This is a genomic window from Sporosarcina psychrophila (genome assembly GCF_001590685.1).
Taxonomy (GTDB): domain Bacteria; phylum Bacillota; class Bacilli; order Bacillales_A; family Planococcaceae; genus Sporosarcina; species Sporosarcina psychrophila.
In genome coordinates, this window is the sequence record NZ_CP014616.1 from 1,363,610 (window position 1) to 1,384,784 (window position 21,175).

Sequence of the window (21,175 nt, forward strand, 5' to 3'; positions counted from 1 at the left end):
GATAGTATGAAAAAATGTGAATATGAAAAAACTTCAACTTTAGCAAAACATTTCTAGTTCACGATTCGAATTTAGGAGGAGAATAGTATGGAAGAGAAAGCTGTGAAGAAAAAGTCACCCAAGTTATTAATGATTATGTTATTAACTGGATTGGTCATTGTAGGCGGTAGCGTGTCGGCATTTTTCTTGGTGAATAAGTCACCTAAAGTACAATATTTTTTAGCAGAAGCAGAAACGTTTAAACAAATGGGAACTATTTTGGAAGACCGTTATAAGAACGAACTAAGATGGTTGGAAGTTCAAGAGGAAAAGCCAGTTGAAACGAACTTTGATCTTTCCGGCGAATGGAATGATCCGTCTGTTGACCATGAAATGCAGGAAGTACAAAGCATTGTCAATAGTGCTAAAATATCTAGTAAACAAGTCTATGATCCGGTCAAAAAAGAACTCGAAGTGGATCTTAGGGGAGAACTAGGCAGTGTTAACATGGACTTCGGTTCGGTTTTTGTGACAACTGAGAAACTAGTGGCTTCATTTCCATTCATGGATGAACTAATTCGCTTCGACGATAAGGATTTCGGGAAGTTAATGAGAGAAACGGATCCAGATTATGAAGGAAATGAAAATCTTGGTCTATCCCAATTATTCGAAGGTGGATTTTCGATGACGGAAGAATCACGTACATATGTCGAAAACGAATATATCACGTATCTCATTAAAGAGATTCCTGAAGAGGCATTTACGAGCGCAAAAGAAGAACTTACAGTGTTTGATAAAAAAATAAAAACTAAAAAAACCAAGATGGATCTTACAGAACAACAAGTTAAAACGTTATTAAAAGATTTATTGAAAAAAGCGAAATCAGATGAAAAACTTAAAGCTATACTGAAAGAGCAATTGACACTTACTTCATTTGCTGGGGATACTTCCGACAATGAACTTGCAACTATAATGGATGATTTTGAAAATGGGCTTGATGAAGCGATTGAAGGTGTGGACGCTATTAAACTTCCTAACGGACTGCAATCGACAATCTGGCACCATTCAAACAAAATTGTGAAACGTGAATTCGCAATGGGTGTTGGAGAAGATAAGACGGATGTCGATACGTTAATGATTAATGGAACTCAATTGCTAGATAAAACAAGTCAAAAGTGGGATTTCACAATGGGGGTAGAAGATTCCTTCGGTGATGAAAACTTTGTGAAAATTATTGGTGATTTAAGTTGGAAAGATCAGAAGGCAACTGATTCCATAACATTTTCGATGGATGATATGAAGTTCATCTATAAAGGAAAAGAACAACTGGAAGATAAGAAACGTACATTTACTCGTTCGTTTGGCTTTACAGATGGAAATGTCGATCCAGCCGTTATCTGGAAAGGGAGTGCTACACACGAAAGCGATTCTATGAAAGCGAATCATGAATTTACTTTCAGTGAAGAAACAATGGGCGCTGATATGTTCAATCTCATTTTAAAGCAACAAGGAAAAGTTGTGAAAAAAGTAGATATGCCAGTAGAAACAGAGGGCACAGTGAATATTGGTAAAATGAATAAGGATGAATTTGATGCATTCACTGAAGAAATCACGGTGAAAGTACAAGAATGGATGTTCGGATTTATGGAGGATTTACAAGGTGAAATAGGCGAGTTTTAAGAATGGAAGTGACCATTATGCTATCCATGAGAAGAATACTATTTTTCATGCGCCAATATAATAAACAGTTGAAGAAGAAGTGGGCAACACTTCTTCTTCTTTTTCTATTTCCAATTATTTTGATAGGCTCACTGTTGCTCCTGGTGGCTGGTTTACTGCTGCCTGAAGAAGATTCACCAATCCGGGTGGCTTTGGTTGATGAAGACAGAACGCAGGAAACGATACTGTTTAGTGGGCTACTGGAAGAAACAGCCTCGGATAATCAGTTCATCCAAATCATATCAATAACGAAAGAAAATGCTGTGAAACTTATGGAGCAAAACCAAATCAGTTCCTATTTTACATTTCCGAGCGGATTTACGGAGGATTTGTATGAAGGTCAATCCGTGACGGTTCCTATTGTTGGAAACCCATCGCGTCCAACAGATAGTTTTCTTGTGAAAGAGTTAGTGGAAAGTATGATGCGTTACATCTCTGTAGCTCAGTCGACTATTCTTACCGTCAATGAGTACGCAAAAAAAACGGATATGCCCAAAGAAGAACGACAAGAAATGATGTTTCAACAGTTTATGGATTTCAGTTTGTACACATTTGGAAAAGATAAGCTACTTGATGAAGAAATGATTACAAATGTGGCGACGTCATCACCAACGCACTATTACATATTGTCCGGCTGGTTTATAACTATGTCAGTCTGGCTTTTCGCCATCTATACTATTTTAGGGAAAGAAGAGCATTCCTCGATGCTAATTCGGATGAAACTGTTCGGTGTAACTACGTGGCAACGTATCCTCGCAAGAATTCTGGTCTCTTTAGGATATAGCCTTGTCGTTGTGGCAGTAGCCTTTTTCATTATCGGTGAGTTTGTTGGATTTGAACTTTTCTTTATTGATTATTTCCGGTTTGGTTTATTTACTATTCTTAATGCTTTATTGTTTTTAGTTGGCATAGCGCTAATCGATGTCTGGATTTCATCTCGAAAAGTCATTCTTTTATTACAAAGTTTCTATACGTTCGTACTAATTTTCACAAGTGGTGCAGTTATACCGACGCTCTACTTTCCGCAAGTGATACAAGGTGTTTTACCGTATATCTTTTCATACGTTAGCTTGAATTGGATGATTGATATTGTATTGGAAGGGCGAAACTATGCGAACTTCATAACACTAACTGTCATTGCTACTATCGGACTACTCCTTCTTTGGCTATCAACAGTCGGAAAAGAGAGGTGGATTCGATGAAAAATGTTGTGTTTATCCGCTTGATGCGTTTGAAGAAGGACTGGAAAAGTCTTTTATGCTGGATGCTTCTGCCAATCGTTATGACAGTGCTAATTATGCAAGGTGTTGTGACTTGGCAAGAGGAGACTAGAGTGCCGATAGCTCTTGTCGTTGAGGAACAGACTGAAATGGCAGCGCGTCTAGTTGACGATATCGCGAGTACGGAGCTTCTCCATATCCAGTTCATATCCCTAGATGAAGCACTACATAAACTCGAACAGCATGAGTTGGATAGTGTGTTCGTTATTCGCAAGGGGTATGAAGATCATATACTGGCAAACCGGCGAAATCAGCTTATCGAGGCATACTCTTCCAATCGGTCTTTTGCTTATCGAGCTGTCGTCGAAACGATTACGTCCTATGCTCAACAAGATGCAGCCCGTTCAAAAGCAGCTTTCGTTATCAAACAATTATTCTCGGATTATGGTATGGAAGATGAATGGAGTTACGAAGAAGTTATTGAGAGTAGTCGCGAAAGGGAAAAAAGTGAAGCACTGCTCCGATCGAGTTTTTCTTATTATGATAAGGAAAATACCGCTGAAGAACAAACGTTACCGCTACTGAAAGCATGGGGTGTTTGGGCATTCTTCGCAATCATCACGACATTCTTCCTATTCGACTGGATGCTAAAAGAAAATCGACCATCGATGCGTCAGCGCTGGTTATTCACTGAAATCTCTTTTAAAAAGTATGCATGTTTATCATTGCTGTTTTTTACAGTTATCATTTTCCTCATCGATCTTGTCACGGTGTTCATCTTCTCATCATTATTCCAGGAAGCATGGACAATTCGAGTTCTGATTTCACTATTTACTTTCCGGCTGACGATAAATTTGCTGGCGTTTCTACTCGCAAGCGTCTACAAGCAATTGTTTATGTACTATATAAGTAGCTTGGGGATTGCGTTGTTGCTGATTGTAGTCGGTGGGTCAATCATACCGATGGATGGGCTAAAGGGGAAGTGGCCGTGGATTGAAGAACTTAGTCCGGTCCAATCGTTACTGGATGGGACGATACCTCTGACATGGCTTTTCGTTATGATTGCTTTGCTCACTGTTTGGATTCATAGAGGAGGGAAGGCAAATGCTTAACGTGACGGGACTACAGAAAAAGTACAAGGAAAAGACCGTTTTAGAAAATGTGTCTTTTCAAATGAAGCCTGGAGAAATTGTTGGTCTCGTTGGGGAAAATGGTGCAGGAAAATCAACCTTGCTTCAATTATTGGCGACAGTTATTCAGCCGACTCAAGGCGATATTCAATTGGATGAACTTTCTTATATGACTGATGTAAAGGGCATCAGGCGCTTAATCGGTTATGTCCCTCAAGATATATCGGTTTGGGAGGAACTCACAGTAGAGGAAAATATGCTTTTTTTTGAACAGCTGTCGTGGAAAAAACGTACAAAAGAGGAATGCCGGCAACTTTGTTTGGATATGCAATTGACGCATTGGAAGGAAGGAGTTCAATCGTTATCGGGCGGTATGAAAAGGAAATTGAACCTAGCAATCAGCCTGCTCCATGATCCGACTTTCTTGTTGTTAGATGAACCTACAGTTGGTATCGATCTAAAATCCAAAAAGGAGATAGGTTCGTATTTGCATAGGTTGGCGAAAAATGAAGGGAAAATGATTATGTACACTTCTCATGATATGGACGAAATTACTACCGTTTGCGACCGAGTTTATACAATCGGAAAAGATCCGTTTTATATGAATTTATTGATGGAGAATAAAATTTTCGTAGAACAGTTGAAATGAGTGATTGTAATGAAAAAATCAAAGAAAATAGCTATAGCTTGTGCAATTGCACTTATTATTTTTAGTCTGTTTTTATGGTGGCTAACGGGCAAATGGATGGATGAGGGATTAGAACCTGCAGCAGATGGCACGAATGACTATGTAATCGTACTCGGTGCTAGAGTGAAAAAAGATTCTCTGTCGCTATCATTACAGTATCGTTTGGATGCTACGCTACAGTACGCTAATGAGTATCCACATGTGACGATAATCTTATCAGGCGGGCAAGGTCCGGATGAGCCTATTAGCGAAGCGGAAGCGATGAGACGGTTTCTAACGGAGAATGGCATCGCCGAGGAACGGCTTATTTTAGAAGCGGCGTCTACTTCCACTTATGAAAACATTTTATTCTCGAAAAAGTTGTTGCCGTCTGAAATTAGTTCGATCACAATCATCACAAGTGATTATCACCTGGCGAGAGCACGGAAAATTGCGGCTAGCCTTGGACTCGAGTCAGATGGAGTGTCGGCTAAAACGCCGAAAGTAGTGGCAGCAAAATTGACTGTGAGAGAACGTATCGCCCTTGTGAAAACGTATATTGTAGGGAAATAAGAAAAGCGCAAGGCGTCTGGTGAAAAACTTATAATTTCTTAACTTATAAACGGGCAACCGCCATTTTTAATGATGGTTGATAAGAATTCGCTTTTCGTGGGAATAAATAGTACTACATGCTGAAAAAAGTGTTTTCAATGCTAAACGACGGTATTTAATCACAGCGAAGGAAAATTAGTATTCTATGTCGAATTAGTCAAGAATAGTATTGGTTGGCACGGTTAAATGCGAAGGTGGTGTGACAAGGAGTTATACCGAGGTAGGGTGTTCGCAAAAACATAAAATAGGAGGAAGGTTATGGTGAAATCGAAGTTCAAATTTCGAATGCTTTTTGTAATTGCACTTATGATCCAAATGATTGTTGTACCGTACCGTTTTGCAGCAGCTGAAATAGATACGAGTGCTCCTTCTTGGATGCTGCCAATCGATTATCTTGCTATAGGTGATTCATTAGCAGCAGGTGTCACTCCTAACAATGAATTAGGGAAGGGCTATGCAGATTACTTAGCGGTGTCAATGATGGAGATAGGGGCTTTGAAAACATATAACAAAGGATTCTCGTATCCAGGCTATAAAACAACAGACGTTTTAAATGATATTAAACTGAACGTCACAAAGGATATCCACGGCATTGGCTTTGAAGAGAAGACAGCTAAACTTCAACAATCCATCAAAGATGCAGAAGTTATCACAATTAGCGCCGGTGCAAATGATATTTTACCGCATTTCAAACAAGATCCGACGACAGGTAAGGCCATTATTGATCAGAAAATGGCGCTGACGACGCTTCAGCAAGTAGGTACAAACTACAAATCGATTATGGCTCAAATCAATGAAATCAATCCTGATGCGCAAGTGTATGTCATGGGTTACTATAATCCGTTTCCTTATATGTCGGAAGACCTGCAACCATTGCTCAAACAATTACTAGATATGTTGAACAAAGCCATTACAACAGGTCTAGTGGGGACGCAAGCAATTTTCGTGCCTACTGGTGACGTAATTGCGTCAGACTACAAGACCTACCTTCCAAATCCAGAAAATATCCACTTAAGTGAAGCAGGCTATAAAAAAGTGACTGAGCAATTTTGGGCGAATATGCTACCAGCTAATACATGGATCACAGCAGGTAGCCTCGTCGCCGATGCGCCGGGTCCAAACTCGGTGAAATTAAACTGGCAACCAGCTAGTGATAATGTAGCCGTAACGAGTTATGAAATATACAGTGGTGAAGAAAAACTAGCAACTGTAGCTGGAGACATTACGACATATAAAGTAGAAAATCTTACTGCAAATACAACGTATGTTTTTTCAGTAATGGCAGTAGATCAAGCTGGAAACAAAAGTGTTCATAATCCAATAATCAGTGTAACTGTTGCAGATTCATCGACACCAACACCAATATTATTCTCGGATATCGCCAATCATGGCTTGAAGAATTATATTGAACATGCAGCCGTAGCTGGAATCATTGGTGGCTACCCGGACGGGACATTCAAACCTGATCAAAACTTAACACGTGTGCAAGCTGTTACAATAATTGTACGCGCATTAGGTTTGAAAACGGATGAAGTAGCCCCATTTGGTGATATTGGTAATTATGCAGATAAGACCAAAGCTGACATCAATGCCGCTTATAAATATGGAATTATTAAAGGGAATAAAGGAAACTTTAATCCAACTGATTTAGTAACACGCGCACAATTGGCTTTAATGATTGAACGTGCATATGGAAGCGTAACAGGAAAGGCATATAAGGCCTCTACTAAAGCACCTTATTCCGATTTCGGAAACTATAATGCGGAAGTAGTAAATGCCATTTCAATGCTTCATGAATTAGATGTTGCAACTGGATTCGAAGGAAAATTCATGCCGAGCAGCTCAACTACACGTGCACAAGCTGCAAAAATGGTTGTTAATTTTATCTCTATATTTAAACAAACAAACTAATAGCTGTGAAAAAATGGTCCAGTCCGTCTCTAGTGAGTAGAGGCGGACTGGACCGTTTGATTAAAAGAAAAGTCATGTCTGTTGATCAACCATTAATTCGCATAAAAAACTGGTGAAAAGGGCTTGAAAACTTCATTTTCACTGGACCATTTCTGGTCCGCTTTCGGCTAAATATTCATGACAGGTTTACTGAGGGGGGGCCTAGTGTGGTTAGAAGCGACTCCGTCACTTCTAGCCACACTCTTTTCAGTAATCCTGTTGTGAATAATTGCCTGTCGCGTTCCTACACTATTCAAATGAAAAATGCAGCTGCTTTGAAAGAAATGAATAGATGACTTTCTACAGAGATTGTAAGTGCCCGAAGATACAATTTCGGGCACTCTAGTACTTTGTACAATGTGTTTCTTGCTTACTTTTAGCAAAGAGTATGTATGTAATCATGTGATACCTTATAGAAAGTGACACTTCTTTAAAATAAAAAAGAAAAACCATAGAGAAAGCATCAGCCGCCAAAATTGCATCTTTGGCGGCTTTTCTCTAGTGAAAAAGCCAGCTATTCTTTCGTCCAAAAAAACTTCAGCACTACGTGTAGTTATGCATTTGGAGCGCGGCGGATGAAGAACCACCATACGATTATCGAAAAAGTGTGTAGGGATGCGACAAAGTCGCATCCCTACACATCCAGGCATCTCGGTAATCGTATAGAAGTCATTCAATCCAAAGCAATCAAAATGTAACTATATGCACAGCACCCAGTGTGTGATCAAGTTATTTACAGGTTATTTTTGGTTAATTAACCGGTGTGAAGAAAAGTATAAGTTTTTCAACATGGAATAGTGTCTAGGAGCTGGAGCTTTTCTTAATTCACATCATATTACTAATTGCGTGAAAAGTAGGTTTTTCATTATCGAATGTAGTGATATACTTGAATCCAATCGACTGCAATAATTTTAGTGATTCACTGAATTGGAATGCAATGTCTTCAGGATTATGTGCATCGGAACCAAGTGTGATGATTTCGCCTCCGCATTGTTTATATAGTTTCAAAATATCATCACTTGGCATGCCGTTTGCCAGTCCGTAGCGGACACCAGAAGTATTCAATTCAATTCCTTTACCTTCTGGAATAATAACGTTGAAAATAGCCGTCAATTCAGTATGGAAAGGGTTATCACACGGTTTTTTTGTGTACCTCTTCACGAGGTCAACATGACCGAGGATATTAAATTGTTTATAGTTTTTTACACAATATAATAACTCTGCGTAATAAATACCATACGCTTCTTCTATGGTTTTATGCTCGAAAAATTCTCCGTAGTGTAATCCTTTTTTCTCAACGGTATGCATGGAGCAAATGACGAAATCGAATACTTCCTTAGCCATAAGCTCGTCGTATTTGTCTAGTATATGTGGTTGTACACCGATTTCAACGCCTTTTTTTATACGAATACGCCCTTCATATTTCTTCTGCATTTCTATCAATTTGCTTGCGTACTCCTTTTTATCAAAGTCGAAAACGATTGTATCATCGGGATATTCATAGTCGATATGTTCTGTAAAACAAATTTCAGTCAATCCTTTTTGAATCGCTCCCTTAATCATATCTTCCATTGGAACTGGGCAGTCTGCTGAGAACGAACTGTGCATGTGATAATCGAACATTAATAATCATTCCTCCTGTTGACATTTCGTTGGTATACCTTTATAGTACTAAATAACTTTAGTCTAGTAAAGTAGTGAAGTAAGGGGTGTTGGAAATGGTTAGAAACGAAGTGTATCCTGAACGAATGTTAAGTGATAGTGAAAAGTTTGAAAGAATCATTAAGACGATCAATAAGCGCTTTACCACATATGGCTATAAACGCATTAAAACATCGGCTTTTGAACAATATGATTTATATTCTAAAGTAAAAAGCTCAATCAACCAAAATGAAATGATTAAAGTAATCGATCATACAGGGCAAGTATTAGTATTACGACCCGATGTCACGATTCCAATCACAAGAGAACTGGTACAAAATTTCCCGGACCTTTCAAGTGAACTTAGATATTTTTATGTACAAGAGGTGTTCCGTCAGCCATTTGATAAAAATGACAGTATCGAACGCACACAAGCAGGCATTGAATATTTTTGCGATAGTTCACCTGAAGCGGATGCAGAAGTAATTGCACTAGCGTGTCACTTAATGAAAGATTTAGGATTTAATGATATTAAAATAGAATTAGGGCACGCTGGATTTTTCAATGAGCTTGTCCAGAATTTACCACTTACTTCACTTCAAATTGATCAATTGAAGTCATTGATACAAGCGAAAAACGTTGTAGAAATTGGACCTTTTCTTCAGAACCTAAACATTGACGATGATGTGAGAGAAGTAATCGAACGGATCCCGTTTTTATACGGTAACCCAGTTGATGTGAGTGAACGGACAACAGGGATCGCCTTAACGGAAAAAATGCAGGACACGCTCGATTACTTAATGGATGTTTACAGTATATTGAAAATGTACGGATTAGAACAGTATATTGTCATGGATTTGGGATTGATTAATCATATGGGTTATTATTCAGGGGTTATTTTCCAAGGATATGTCGAAAGATTTGGGAAACCTGTTTTAATGGGCGGGCGCTACGATGAGTTAGGAAACGAGTTTGGTGCTAGACTTCCAGCGATTGGGTTTGCATGTGAAATTGAATCGTTAGTTAAAGCGACAGATAGCAGGGAAGTTACATCCCGCTTTCCAATCGATGTAAAAATAACATATGCAGATAGCCAATTGGAACAAGCCATTGCCATCTCCAATGAATTACGGGAACGAAATTATAGTGTGCTGTCATTTTCAGAGCATAAGGAACAGGCAGATCCACGACAGAGTGTTTACTCGATACGTTTGGAGAAAGAAAATAATTCATTTCTATATAAAGATAAAGTTACACCATTTCCGGACTTAAAGGCTTTACTGGAATTACTCGTAGGGGGATTGAATTGAAATGACACATCTTACAATCGCCATGGCGAAGGGGCGTACTGCTGATAAAGCGTTAGCGTTTTTTGAAAAAGCAGGCATCCGTTTTTCAGAATATCATGATAAAAGCAGGAAGCTTGTTATCTATGATGATGAAAATAAAGTGAAACTCATTTTCGTGAAAGCAGTTGATGTTCCAACCTATGTCGAAAAAGGAGCAGCAGATATCGGAATTGTTGGTAAAGATACGATTATGGAAGATCCAGTTGATGTCTATGAACTGTTGGATCTTGGAATTGGAAAATGTCAGCTGGTTGTTGCCGGATTTCCGGATAAACAATTTCCGAGTAGTACGTTGCTGACAGTTGCTTCAAAGTATCCAGCAGTGACAAAAGCCTATTTTGACAGCAAAGGCATTCGTATTGAGACCATCAAGTTGAATGGCTCTATCGAACTGGCTCCGCTTATTGGTATGGCAGATGTCATCGTTGATATTGTTGAATCGGGCAAGACACTAAAAGAAAATGGATTAGTCGTCTTGGAGGAAATTGCAGATGTCAGTGCACGATTGATTGTTAATAAAGCAAGTTATGCGACAAGAACCAGTCAAATCCAGCAAGTCATTTCGGACTTAAAAGCTGCATTGGAGTGATAATTTATGCGAATTGTAACGTTGGAACAATATACAGAAGAGAAAGAGCAGCAAACGGCAGTACAAACAACTAATTTCGAATTTGACCGAACTGTGCTTGGAATTATCGAAACAGTCCGTGAAGATGGGGACCAGGCATTAAGAAACCTTACCGAACAGTTTGACGGCGTGTGGCTAGATAACTTGATTGTGACGCCTGAGGAGTTTGCGGAGGCGCAGACGTTGATTACAGGGCAATTCCTAAGTGCTCTTAGAAAAGCAAAGCAAAATATTACTACGTTCCATGAAGTTCAAAAAGAGCAGTCTTGGTTTATTAATCAAGAACAAGGAATTGTTCTTGGTCAGAAAGTGACGCCTTTAGACAGTGTCGGTATATACGTACCTGGCGGAAAAGCGGCTTATCCATCGACTGTTCTCATGAATGCTATTCCGGCAAAAATTGCGGGAGTCGGAAGGATTGCAATGGTGACACCACCTCAAGCGGATGGCAAAGTGAATCCACATGTGCTCGTAGCAGCGCAAGAAGCCGGTGTCGATATCGTCTATAAAATTGGTGGTGCTCAAGCGATTGCAGCATTGGCGTATGGGACGGAAACAGTAAAAAAAGTAGTGAAAATCACGGGGCCTGGAAATGCATTTGTTGCGCGGGCGAAAAAATGGGTATTTGGTGACGTAGCCATCGATATGATTGCAGGACCGAGTGAGATTTGCGTTGTTGCAGACAATAGCGCTGTCCCAGAGTTCGTCGCTGCTGATCTATTATCACAAGCGGAGCATGATGAACGGGCAACAGCTGTATGCGTAACGACGAGTCAATCATTTGCTGAAGCACTTCAAAAAGAAGTGATAAAGCAAACTGAACAAGCAGATCGTAAGGGAATTATTGAAGTTTCAATCGCTGATAATGGGCGCATTATCTTGGTTGAATCGTTGGAGGAAGCATACGACTTTGTTAATAAATTGGCGCCGGAACATTTACAGCTTATGGTGGAAAATCCGATGGAGCAATTACCGTTCATTCACAATGCAGGAGCAATCTTCTTAGGAAACTATTCACCGGAGGCATTGGGCGATTATATGGCAGGTCCGAATCATACATTGCCAACGAGCGGGACATCGGCATTTTCATCGCCGTTAGGTGTCTATGACTTTATGAAAAAATCGAGCATTATTCAGTATACGGAGCAAGCATTGCAAGAAGTAGCCGAAGACATTATCACAATTGCGAATGCGGAAGGCTTAACGGCCCATGCAAATTCAATTCAAGTAAGGAAGGCGGATTTGAATGCGGAGTAAATCGATTTCAAGACAGACAGCGGAAACAAAGATTAACTTAGACTTTGCGATTGATGGAAGTGGAACAACAACTATTAAAACAGGAGTGGGCTTTCTCGATCATATGCTGACATTGTTCACAAATCACGGTCGATTCGATTTGACTGTTGATTGTGATGGCGATATCGAAGTAGACCAGCATCACTCCGTCGAAGATATCGGAATTGTATTGGGACAAGCGTTCTATGAAAGTATCGGATCAAAGGAAGGCATCGAGCGTTATGCGACAGTGTCAACACCTATGGATGAAGCATTATCAACAGTTTCTATCGATATAAGCGGGCGTCCATTTTTTGTTTATAACGTTGAGGGATTGAAAGATAAAGTAGGGGAATTCGACACTGAGCTTGTTGAGGAGTTTTTCCAAGCATTCACAAGCCATGCCAAAGTAACATTGCATATCAATTTGCAGTACGGGAAAAACAGTCACCATATTATCGAATCAATTTTCAAAGGATTCGGACGTGCATTGCGCGTAGCAAGTGCGATTAATCCAGATGTAAAAGGAGTTCCATCTACGAAGGGAATGCTATAAGAATATTACCTTTACACACTTGGTAATTTTGTTTTGTGTGCAGGTACTGCTCGAATTCGTAATTTACTAAGCGAAGGCGCATTACAAGGGGTAGCCGAAGCCATAAGACTGGCGGCGAAGCTGCTCGGCTTATGGCGGGAGGCATCCCCAAGCGCCGTAGCGGATTCAATAGAATTCTATATATAAGGGGGAACACCGATGATTTTATTTCCAGCAATTGATATACGTGATGGTAAATGTGTTCGGCTAATTCAAGGTGATTATGACCAAGAAATTATCTATAATGACTCACCAACAGCGATGGCTCTGGAGTGGGAAAAGCAAGGTGCTGACTACATTCACGTCGTCGATTTAGATGGGGCGAAAACAGGTAATTCATTAAATCGCGAAGCCATTCAAGCGATTGCTAAAAACGTATCGATACCAGTTCAAGTAGGTGGCGGAATTCGGACGATGGAGATCATTGACGCACATATTGCATCCGGCGTTAGTCGCGTGATCATCGGAACGGCAGCGATTCAAGATAAACCATTTTTAAAGCAAGCCGTAGAAAAATACGGTGATAAAATTGCAGTTTCCATCGATGCAAGAAAAGGATTCGTTGCAACGGATGGCTGGACGGAAACAAGTGATGTATTAGCAGTTGACTTGTTAATAGAACTAGAAGTAATCGGTGTGAAAACAGTCATTTATACAGATATTTTGAAAGACGGAATGATGCAAGGACCTAATTTTAACGAACTGGAAATGATGGACAATGCGTCTTCCATCGACATTGTGGCTTCAGGCGGCGTCTCCACGGAAGAGGATATCATTCAGTTACGGAAACTAGATTTATATGGAGCAATTATTGGTAAAGCATTGTATGAAGGTAAAATATCTTTAGAAAAAATATTAGGGGGACAACGAGGATGACAAGCAACCGGATAATACCATGCCTAGATTTTGATAACGGGAAAGTCGTAAAAGGGAAAAAGTTTTTAGAAGTTAAAGAAGTTGCAGATCCACTGACATTGGCTAAGAAATATGTAGCTGACGGTGCAGATGAACTTGTGTTTTACGACATTGCTGCTTCGACAAATAATCGTGCCATGTTCCTTGACCTTATTGCAGAAATTGCGAAAGAAGTACCCGTACCATTTATTGTCGGTGGGGGTATACGGACTGTCGAAGATATTCAGAAGGTGTTTGATGCTGGCGGGGACAAAGTATCCATCAACAGTGCAGCGCTCAGCAATCCATCTTTAATTGAAGAAGCGTCAAAGAGATTCGGTTCTGAACGCATTATCCTGTCGATGGATGTCAATGAAGTGGGCCCTTCTAAGTGGTCGGTATTCTCTAATGGAGGCATGAAAGATACTGGTATGGATGCTATCGAGTGGGCGATTCAAGGCGAAAAACTGGGTGCTGGTGAACTTGTTGTTAATAGTATCGGGGAAGATGGCGTGAAAGACGGCTATAACCTCGAATTGACGCGGGCGATTGCGGAAGCGGTCAACATTCCTGTTATTGCGAGCGGCGGAGCAGGGAAACCTGAACACTTCCATACTGTCTTAACTGAAGGGAAAGCTGACGCTGCGCTTGCTGCATCCGTATTCCATTTCGAAGACATTAATATCGGCGAATTAAAAACATATCTAGCTGAAAAAAATACACCTGTTGGGAATGACTAACCATGACAATAGAAATTGACACATTATCATTTGACGAAAATGGATTGATACCAGCAATTGTTCAAGATGACCGGACAGGGAATGTACTGATGCTTGCTTATATGAATAAAGAATCGTTGCAGAAGACGATTGATACGAAGGAGACTTGGTTTTTCAGCAGATCAAGAAAAGAGCTGTGGAATAAAGGAGCAACATCCGGCAATCGGCAAATTGTGAAGAACTTGTCACTGGACTGCGATGGTGATTCAATTTTAGTACAAGTTACACCACTGGGTCCAGCCTGTCATACGGGAGAAGTGACTTGTTTCCACAAGCAAGTTTTCGATGAGGTAGTACAGACTCGCTCAATCGTTCATGAGATCACGGATGAAATAAAAAATCGACGTGCCAATCCAGTAGAAGGATCATACACAACGTATCTGTTCCGCGAAGGTTTGGATAAGATTTTGAAAAAAGTTGGAGAAGAAACAACTGAAGTTGTCATCGGTGCAAAAAACCGTGATAAAGCTGAAGTAACGAGCGAACTTGCAGATTTGACGTATCACACACTTGTATTGATGGAAGAGTTAGGTGTTAGTGTTGAGGATGTCAAAAACGAATTGCGGAAAAGACGACCTAAAAGTGAAGTGCTGAGAGATGAGTAAATTTTGGAGCTCTATGGTGAAACGGACCGAGCCGTATGTTCCGGGGGAGCAAATTGAACAAAAGGACATCGTGAAACTGAATACCAATGAAAATCCGTATCCTCCAAGTCCCAAAGTGATAGCTGCAATCCAGCAAGAGATGGGGCGCAACCTTCAGTTGTATCCATCTCCTACAGCGACTGAGCTACGAGAAACAATCGGACTGCAATATGGACTTACTGCTGAAGAAGTATTTGTCGGCAATGGTTCGGATGAAGTTCTGGCATTTTCCTTCATGGCGTTTTTTGAGCCTGGCAAACCAATCCGGTTTCCTGATGTAACATATAGCTTTTATCCGGTCTATGCAAAGTTATTCGATATTCCTTATGAGGAAGTTCCGTTGAATAAAGATTTTACATTGCCTGTGGATAACTACTTTCAGTCTGAAGGCGGCGTAATTTTGCCAAATCCAAATGCGCCGACTAGCATTTATGCTGAACTTGAGCACATTGATGAGATTGTCAAAAATAACCCTGACCAAGTCGTCATCATCGACGAGGCATATATCGATTTTGCATCGAAATCAGCGACTGAACTCATTCGGAAATACGACAATGTCCTTGTCGTCCAGACGACATCTAAATCACGTTCACTCGCCGGTTTGCGCGTTGGCTTTGCGATGGGAGCTCCTTCATTAATTGCTGCATTGATTCGCATTAAAGACTCATTCAATTCTTATACGCTGGACCGTCTTGCGCTAGTGGGAGCAAAAGCTGCATTTGAGGATGAAGACTATTTTGAGAAGACGACTCAGAAAATCATTGCAACACGGGAAAAGATGAACGAGACGTTGCAACAGCTCAATTTCAACGTGCTACCTTCACAAGCAAATTTTGTTTTCACCTCACATCAGACTGTTCCAGCAGAGTTTCTCTACAATGAATTAAAAAAAGAAGGCGTGTTAGTTAGGTATTTTAACAAGCCTGGAATCGACAACTATTTGCGTATTACAGTTGGTACAGATAAACAGGTGGAGCGATTAGTTGAAAAATTGACTGACATTTTGAATTTGTAATGTACTGTTAGATTCTAAGATGAAATGACTTAATGAAAAGTGCATCGAAACTGATATACTTGTGTAAACAGGGGAGGTTATCGACATGGGATCTAAATATATTGATCTTGCACTTATATTATTCATGAGTTATTTCGCAATTACTCGATTTGCGGATGGTCAAATTGGCTTTGGAATCTTTTTCACAGTACTTAGCTTATTGAATATTTTAACGCTTGTCATGAAAATAAATAAGGACAAAGCCGCAAAGAATGCAGTGCGATGAAGTTTAAATAAGTAGTGACCACAAACTAGGCATCCTCCAGGAAATATGGAGGATGCCTAGTTTTATTTATTAACGTATGACAAAGAAAAATGAATGAACCCTTGCTATTTGAATTCAGTAGGTCATAGAACGAAATAAGATATTGAAGGTGATGAAAACCATGGGAAGTAAAAATGTGACTAAAATAATAGCAATGAAGGAATTTAAATATAATAAATAAAACATTTATAATTGTAATAAGAATTATATATGGCTTATTTATGCAATAGAATCTATTGCTTATATTATTTAGTTTAAAAGACCTATGATGAATTTTTGAAAAAATAATGTCTTAAATTAAACAAGGAATTTTGAGATAGGCAGAGTGAAAAGCCATTAGAATACAGTTATGACATAATACAGATTAACTAACTACCTATTCGGACTATACAAAATAATGATACTTTAATACAATGCATAGCATTGTTAAAACTTACTATGTATGATAATAGGAGTTATTAACTGTTATTTTTCTGTGGATAATTATAGGTCATTGGGATTAATTATTTTTCAAAATCAATACTATAGGCTCTATTGGGAGATAATAATATCGGTACGAACAAAAATTCTGCTGTAAAAATATAGTAGAAAAAAACAAGAAGAAGGAGAATAAAATGATTATACTTGATAAGCCTTATGTATCAACATTACTTTCATCAACTTTACAGCAATTAGGTACTCCGGTTTTAAAAATAGGAGATGTGCAGATTCCGGAGGAAGAAAAACTTGATTTACTTGAAGAGACATTGTTCTTTGAACAACTTGAGAAGTCTTCTGCTCCTCTTTTATTTAATTCAGAAAACGGTTTGGCTATGTTAATGAATTACTTACCTGAGAGTAAATTTGCCGAATGGACATCACTATTCAAAAACAAAGCGGAATTTAGGAGGAGAATGACAAAAATTTATCCTTCATTTTATTTCCGTGAAGTATCTATTCAAGATTTATATGAAATACCTTTAGAATCAATTCCATTCCCTATTATTATTAAGCCTGTTATCGGCTACTCGAGTGTTGGGGTTTATAGAATAGATTGTATTGAAGATTGGCATCACACCGTAGAAAAATTGAAAGTCGATATAAACGATTCAGCATCCGCGTATCCTAATGATGTGATTGATAGCCAAACTGTCATATTAGAAGAGCTAATTCAAGGAGACGAGTATGCAATTGATGCTTATTTTACTAAAGAGGGAAAACCTGTCATCTTAAATTTATTTAAGCGCATGTTTGCTAACGATAAAGACATGAGTGATCGTATATATTACACAAGCAAAAGTGTATTAAGTGAAACACTTGCTCCAATTTCGGACTTTTTGGAAAAATTAGGGGATATTGATGCGCTGGCTTCCTTCCCGCTACATTTTGAAGTTCGAATAACTAAAGAAGGACAAGTTGTGCCAATTGAAGTAAATCCATTCCGCTTTGCTGGTATAGGTACGACAGAACTGGGCGTACATGCTTATGGTGTAGACGTTTATGATTATTATTTCAATCAGCTAAAACCAAATTGGGAAGAAAAAATAGAGGCTATGGATAATGCGATTTATAGTTTTCTTTGTGCAGAATTTGACCCGTCGATTTCGCTTGAATTAATTCGAGCGGTAGACCATGAAAGTTTTAAGCAACAATTTAATGAAATACTAGACTATAGGTATATGGATTACAAAGAGTACCCTATTTTTTCTGTTGTATTTTTCAAACATCACACATTTGACGAAAATAAGCGATTGCTTACACTTGAATTGAGCAATTTTATATCGCTCTATGAACCGCAACTCGTATAAATCTTAGGAGGAATTAGTTTGTTTAAACAAAAAGGATCTATTAGAACTAAAATAATGCTTGGAACGATTATTCCAATTGCAGTATTATCTTTATTATTTAGTTTAGGTTTTTATTTTCAATCTATGTCAATTGTCAATCAGAATGTCATTCCCCAGTTTGAGAGAGTACTCAACACGAATTTACTAGACTTGAAAAAAGATATCGATGCCGAGATGCTTAATAAAGCAAAGACAAATAAACAGGACTATGAAAGATTACTCGCTATAATCAATGAATCGCGTGAGATAGGCGATTTAGAAAGTGTTTATATCATGAGTAAAGTTGATGGTGAGGATATGATCCTTGCGCTGTCCGATACGGCAGATTATCTTACGCCTTATCCGTTTAAATCCGAACAAAACGATGCGCTAAACATGGAACAGCCATTGTTCAGTGAGATTTATGAGGATGAGTACGGTGTACATAAATCAATCTATTTACATATTGAAGGGACAGATTCTATTATAGGAATCGATCAGGATGCGAAATTTATCCCTGATTTAACCCGGAAAATACTTATCATCAGTATTGCACTTACGCTAGGGGCATTGGTGGTAGGGGCTGGAATATCTTATATTTTATCAACAAGAATTACGAAACCACTTCAACAATTAGTGAAGTATACAGAAGTTGTAGCCCAAGGTGATTTAACAAAAGAAGTTAGTGTGAATAGTCAAGATGAAATTGGTCATCTTGCCCACAGTTTCCGAAACATGCAACAAGAATTGAGAAATACGATTGAACATGTCAATGTAGCGACGGACAACGTTATCACTTCCTCGGATGACTTGACCTATAGCGCAGAGCAAATGACAGAAGTAGTCAATCATACGACTGTTACGACCCAAGAAGTATCTTCGACGAGCGATACGTTAGCAAGTAGTGCATCACAAAACTTGGTGGCACTTGAACAAATCACAATTGGTCTGCAAGAAATAGCAGATTCTTCTATGAAAGTAACGGAAGAATCGATGGATGCATCCCAAGAAGCTAAGCAAGGTAATCATCTTATTTTAGACTCGATTCAAGGGATTGATACGATAACGAGCTCAGTTAAAGTTTCTATGGATATCACACAGTTGATGAATACGAGATCCAATGAAGTTGGTCAAATTATAGAAATTATTACGGCTATTTCTGATCAAATAAACTTACTTGCACTGAATGCCGCTATAGAAGCAGCACGTGCAGGCGATGCTGGAAAAGGATTCAGTGTAGTCGCAGATGAAGTGAGGAAACTTGCTGAGCAATCCGCATCTTCAGCAAACCAAATTAGTACGCTCGTGAAAGAAATTCAAAATGACTCTCAAAATTCTGTGAAGGCCATGACGAAGGTATTCGAAGATGTGGAACGTGAAACTGGAATCGTACGCGAAACAGGTAAATCGTTTACTAGCATTTTGAATCGTATTACTCAAATTACAGAAAAAAATCAATCAGTATCTGCAACAATACAAGAAATCTCTGCGGGTTCTGAGGAAATACTAGCATCTACAATCGAAACAGTTCAATCATTAGAAGAGACATCTTCCCATACGCAAAACATTGCTGCATCTATGGAAGAGCAATTGGCTTCTATGGAAGAAATGGTTGGAACGACAACGACCCTTAATGAAATGGCAATAAACTTAAAAGATCATGTAAAGAAATTTAAAATTTAAAACTCCAAAAAGATTAAGGACAGTCTTTATTTGCGGAGGAGATAATAATAGAGGGTCTTTTGCGATTAAGGGCTGGAAATTCACATTTATAAACTAAATTAGTTGTTCCCATTTCTAATTTCATGTAGTATAATATGTGAATTGCATTTTTTGAAATGAGGATAACTAATGAAGAATTCGATATATGGACTCACAATTGAACAACTTACAGAATGGTTAGTGGATCAAGGGCAGAAAAAATTCCGTGCTGCACAAATTTGGGACTGGTTATATAAAAAGCGTGTAACAAACTTTGCAGACATGAAAAATATTAATCAAGAATGTATCGACTTGCTGGATGCGAACTATGTCCTCCGAACGCTAGAACAGACTGTGAAACAGGAATCAGAAGATGGCACAATCAAATTCCTATTTAAAATGCAAGATGGTAACTTGATTGAAACTGTTTTAATGAAATTTCCTTACGGCCAATCGGTTTGTGTAACGACACAAGTCGGCTGTAATATCGGTTGCAGTTTTTGTGCGAGTGGATTATTGAAAAAAAGCCGTGATTTAACAGCAGGAGAAATTGTGGAACAAATCATGGAAGTACAGCATCACCTTGACGCGAAAGCTGAAGATGAGCGCGTAAGTCATATTGTTGTTATGGGAATTGGCGAACCATTTGACAACTATTCGCATTTGATGAATTTCCTTCGTGTCGTCAATGATCAAAAAGGACTTTCCATCGGTGCTCGTCACATTACCGTTTCAACAAGTGGTAATCCGCAACGAATTAAGGATTTTGCAGAAGAAAATATCCAAATTAACCTAGCAGTATCTCTGCATGCACCTAATAATGAGTTGCGTACACGCGTTATGAAAATTAACAAAGCGTTCCCGCTTGAGAAATTGATGGATTCAATCGATTATTATTTGGAAACGACAAACCGCAGAATCACGTTTGAATATATTATGTTGCATGATGTAAATGATCATGTTCTGGAAGCACAGCAGCTTGCAAAACTACTCGAAAACAAACGTCACCTATCATATGTTAACTTGATTCCCTACAATCCGGTTGACGAACATGACCAGTATCGCCGTAGTACACCAGAAGACATTAAAGCATTTTATGAAACACTCAAAAGAAAAGGCATCAATTGCGGCGTCCGTCTTGAACATGGTACAGACATCGACGCAGCATGCGGTCAGTTACGAAGTAAGCAGATTAAGAAAGATAAAGCCGTCTAATCCATTTAAAAAGAGTGTGCAATTCCTAGGGGAACTAGGAGTTGCACACTCTT

General features: G+C 39.0%; 20 protein-coding genes. 19 read left to right on the forward strand and 1 reads right to left on the reverse strand.

The window, feature by feature from the left end:
- The first annotated feature begins 87 nt into the window (after positions 1-87).
- The 7 genes from AZE41_RS06575 (at position 88) to AZE41_RS23440 (ending at position 7,975) form a co-directional block, all read left to right on the forward strand.
- Complete coding sequence (locus AZE41_RS06575) at positions 88-1,659, forward strand: DUF6583 family protein (RefSeq protein WP_067207056.1); 1,572 nt, start codon at positions 88-90, stop codon at positions 1,657-1,659.
- Positions 1,660-1,661: 2 nt separating this feature from the next.
- On the forward strand, positions 1,662-2,900 hold the full coding sequence (locus AZE41_RS06580; RefSeq protein ID WP_067207059.1) for an ABC transporter permease: 1,239 nt from the start codon (positions 1,662-1,664) through the stop codon (positions 2,898-2,900).
- Positions 2,897-4,030, forward strand: a complete 1,134-nt coding sequence (locus tag AZE41_RS06585) for an ABC transporter permease (protein ID WP_067207062.1) — start codon at positions 2,897-2,899, stop codon at positions 4,028-4,030. The genes AZE41_RS06580 and AZE41_RS06585 overlap by 4 nt, the downstream gene beginning before the upstream one ends.
- Complete coding sequence (locus AZE41_RS06590) at positions 4,023-4,697, forward strand: ABC transporter ATP-binding protein (protein WP_067207064.1); 675 nt, start codon at positions 4,023-4,025, stop codon at positions 4,695-4,697. Before AZE41_RS06585 ends, AZE41_RS06590 begins: the two co-directional genes overlap by 8 nt.
- Positions 4,698-4,706: 9 nt before the next feature.
- Positions 4,707-5,288, forward strand: coding sequence for a YdcF family protein (locus tag AZE41_RS06595; protein WP_067207067.1), 582 nt, complete (start codon positions 4,707-4,709; stop codon positions 5,286-5,288).
- A 297-nt stretch (positions 5,289-5,585) separates the two neighbouring features.
- Positions 5,586-7,238 carry an S-layer homology domain-containing protein gene (locus tag AZE41_RS06600; RefSeq protein WP_067207070.1) on the forward strand — a complete coding sequence of 551 codons (1,653 nt, stop codon included), beginning with the start codon at positions 5,586-5,588 and terminating at the stop codon, positions 7,236-7,238.
- A gap of 614 nt (positions 7,239-7,852) precedes the next feature.
- Positions 7,853-7,975: a hypothetical protein gene (locus tag AZE41_RS23440; RefSeq protein ID WP_257722503.1), complete on the forward strand. Its 123-nt coding sequence runs from the start codon at positions 7,853-7,855 to the stop codon at positions 7,973-7,975.
- A gap of 127 nt (positions 7,976-8,102) precedes the next feature.
- On the opposite strand, the gene AZE41_RS06605 is transcribed toward AZE41_RS23440, so the two are convergent.
- A complete protein-coding gene (locus AZE41_RS06605; protein WP_067207072.1) occupies positions 8,103-8,900 on the reverse strand; it encodes a histidinol-phosphatase HisJ family protein in 798 nt (265 codons plus the stop codon).
- A gap of 95 nt (positions 8,901-8,995) precedes the next feature.
- Here AZE41_RS06605 and hisZ point away from each other — a divergent pair, with 95 nt between their 5' ends.
- The 12 genes from hisZ (at position 8,996) to rlmN (ending at position 21,122) form a co-directional block, all read left to right on the forward strand.
- The gene (gene hisZ, locus AZE41_RS06610; RefSeq protein WP_067207074.1) at positions 8,996-10,228 is read left to right on the forward strand and encodes an ATP phosphoribosyltransferase regulatory subunit; all 1,233 of its coding nucleotides are present in this window, start codon (positions 8,996-8,998) and stop codon (positions 10,226-10,228) included.
- A 1-nt stretch (position 10,229) separates the two neighbouring features.
- Complete coding sequence (gene hisG, locus AZE41_RS06615) at positions 10,230-10,856, forward strand: ATP phosphoribosyltransferase (protein ID WP_067207076.1); 627 nt, start codon at positions 10,230-10,232, stop codon at positions 10,854-10,856.
- 6 nt (positions 10,857-10,862) lie between these two features.
- A complete protein-coding gene (gene hisD / locus AZE41_RS06620; protein ID WP_067207078.1) occupies positions 10,863-12,152 on the forward strand; it encodes a histidinol dehydrogenase in 1,290 nt (429 codons plus the stop codon).
- Positions 12,142-12,726: an imidazoleglycerol-phosphate dehydratase HisB gene (gene hisB / locus AZE41_RS06625; protein WP_067207081.1), complete on the forward strand. Its 585-nt coding sequence runs from the start codon at positions 12,142-12,144 to the stop codon at positions 12,724-12,726. Before hisD ends, hisB begins: the two co-directional genes overlap by 11 nt.
- Before the next feature lie 198 nt (positions 12,727-12,924).
- Positions 12,925-13,641, forward strand: coding sequence for a 1-(5-phosphoribosyl)-5-[(5-phosphoribosylamino)methylideneamino]imidazole-4-carboxamide isomerase (gene hisA, locus AZE41_RS06630; protein ID WP_067207084.1), 717 nt, complete (start codon positions 12,925-12,927; stop codon positions 13,639-13,641).
- On the forward strand, positions 13,638-14,399 hold the full coding sequence (gene hisF / locus AZE41_RS06635; protein WP_067207087.1) for an imidazole glycerol phosphate synthase subunit HisF: 762 nt from the start codon (positions 13,638-13,640) through the stop codon (positions 14,397-14,399). The genes hisA and hisF overlap by 4 nt, the downstream gene beginning before the upstream one ends.
- 2 nt (positions 14,400-14,401) lie before the next feature.
- Positions 14,402-15,043, forward strand: coding sequence for a bifunctional phosphoribosyl-AMP cyclohydrolase/phosphoribosyl-ATP diphosphatase HisIE (gene hisIE / locus AZE41_RS06640; RefSeq protein WP_067207090.1), 642 nt, complete (start codon positions 14,402-14,404; stop codon positions 15,041-15,043).
- Entirely contained in the window at positions 15,036-16,097 is a 1,062-nt protein-coding gene (gene hisC, locus AZE41_RS06645) for a histidinol-phosphate transaminase (protein ID WP_067207093.1), read from the forward strand. The genes hisIE and hisC overlap by 8 nt, the downstream gene beginning before the upstream one ends.
- A gap of 85 nt (positions 16,098-16,182) precedes the next feature.
- Positions 16,183-16,362, forward strand: coding sequence for a hypothetical protein (locus AZE41_RS06650; RefSeq protein WP_067207096.1), 180 nt, complete (start codon positions 16,183-16,185; stop codon positions 16,360-16,362).
- A gap of 653 nt (positions 16,363-17,015) precedes the next feature.
- The gene (locus AZE41_RS06655) at positions 17,016-18,188 is read left to right on the forward strand and encodes an ATP-grasp domain-containing protein (RefSeq protein ID WP_067207099.1); all 1,173 of its coding nucleotides are present in this window, start codon (positions 17,016-17,018) and stop codon (positions 18,186-18,188) included.
- Between the two features lie 18 nt (positions 18,189-18,206).
- Positions 18,207-19,889: a methyl-accepting chemotaxis protein gene (locus AZE41_RS06660; RefSeq protein WP_067207101.1), complete on the forward strand. Its 1,683-nt coding sequence runs from the start codon at positions 18,207-18,209 to the stop codon at positions 19,887-19,889.
- A 168-nt stretch (positions 19,890-20,057) separates the two neighbouring features.
- Positions 20,058-21,122 (forward strand): dual-specificity RNA methyltransferase RlmN, encoded by a 1,065-nt coding sequence (gene rlmN, locus AZE41_RS06665; protein ID WP_067207103.1) that lies wholly within the window; start codon positions 20,058-20,060, stop codon positions 21,120-21,122.
- The last annotated feature ends 53 nt before the right edge of the window (positions 21,123-21,175 follow it).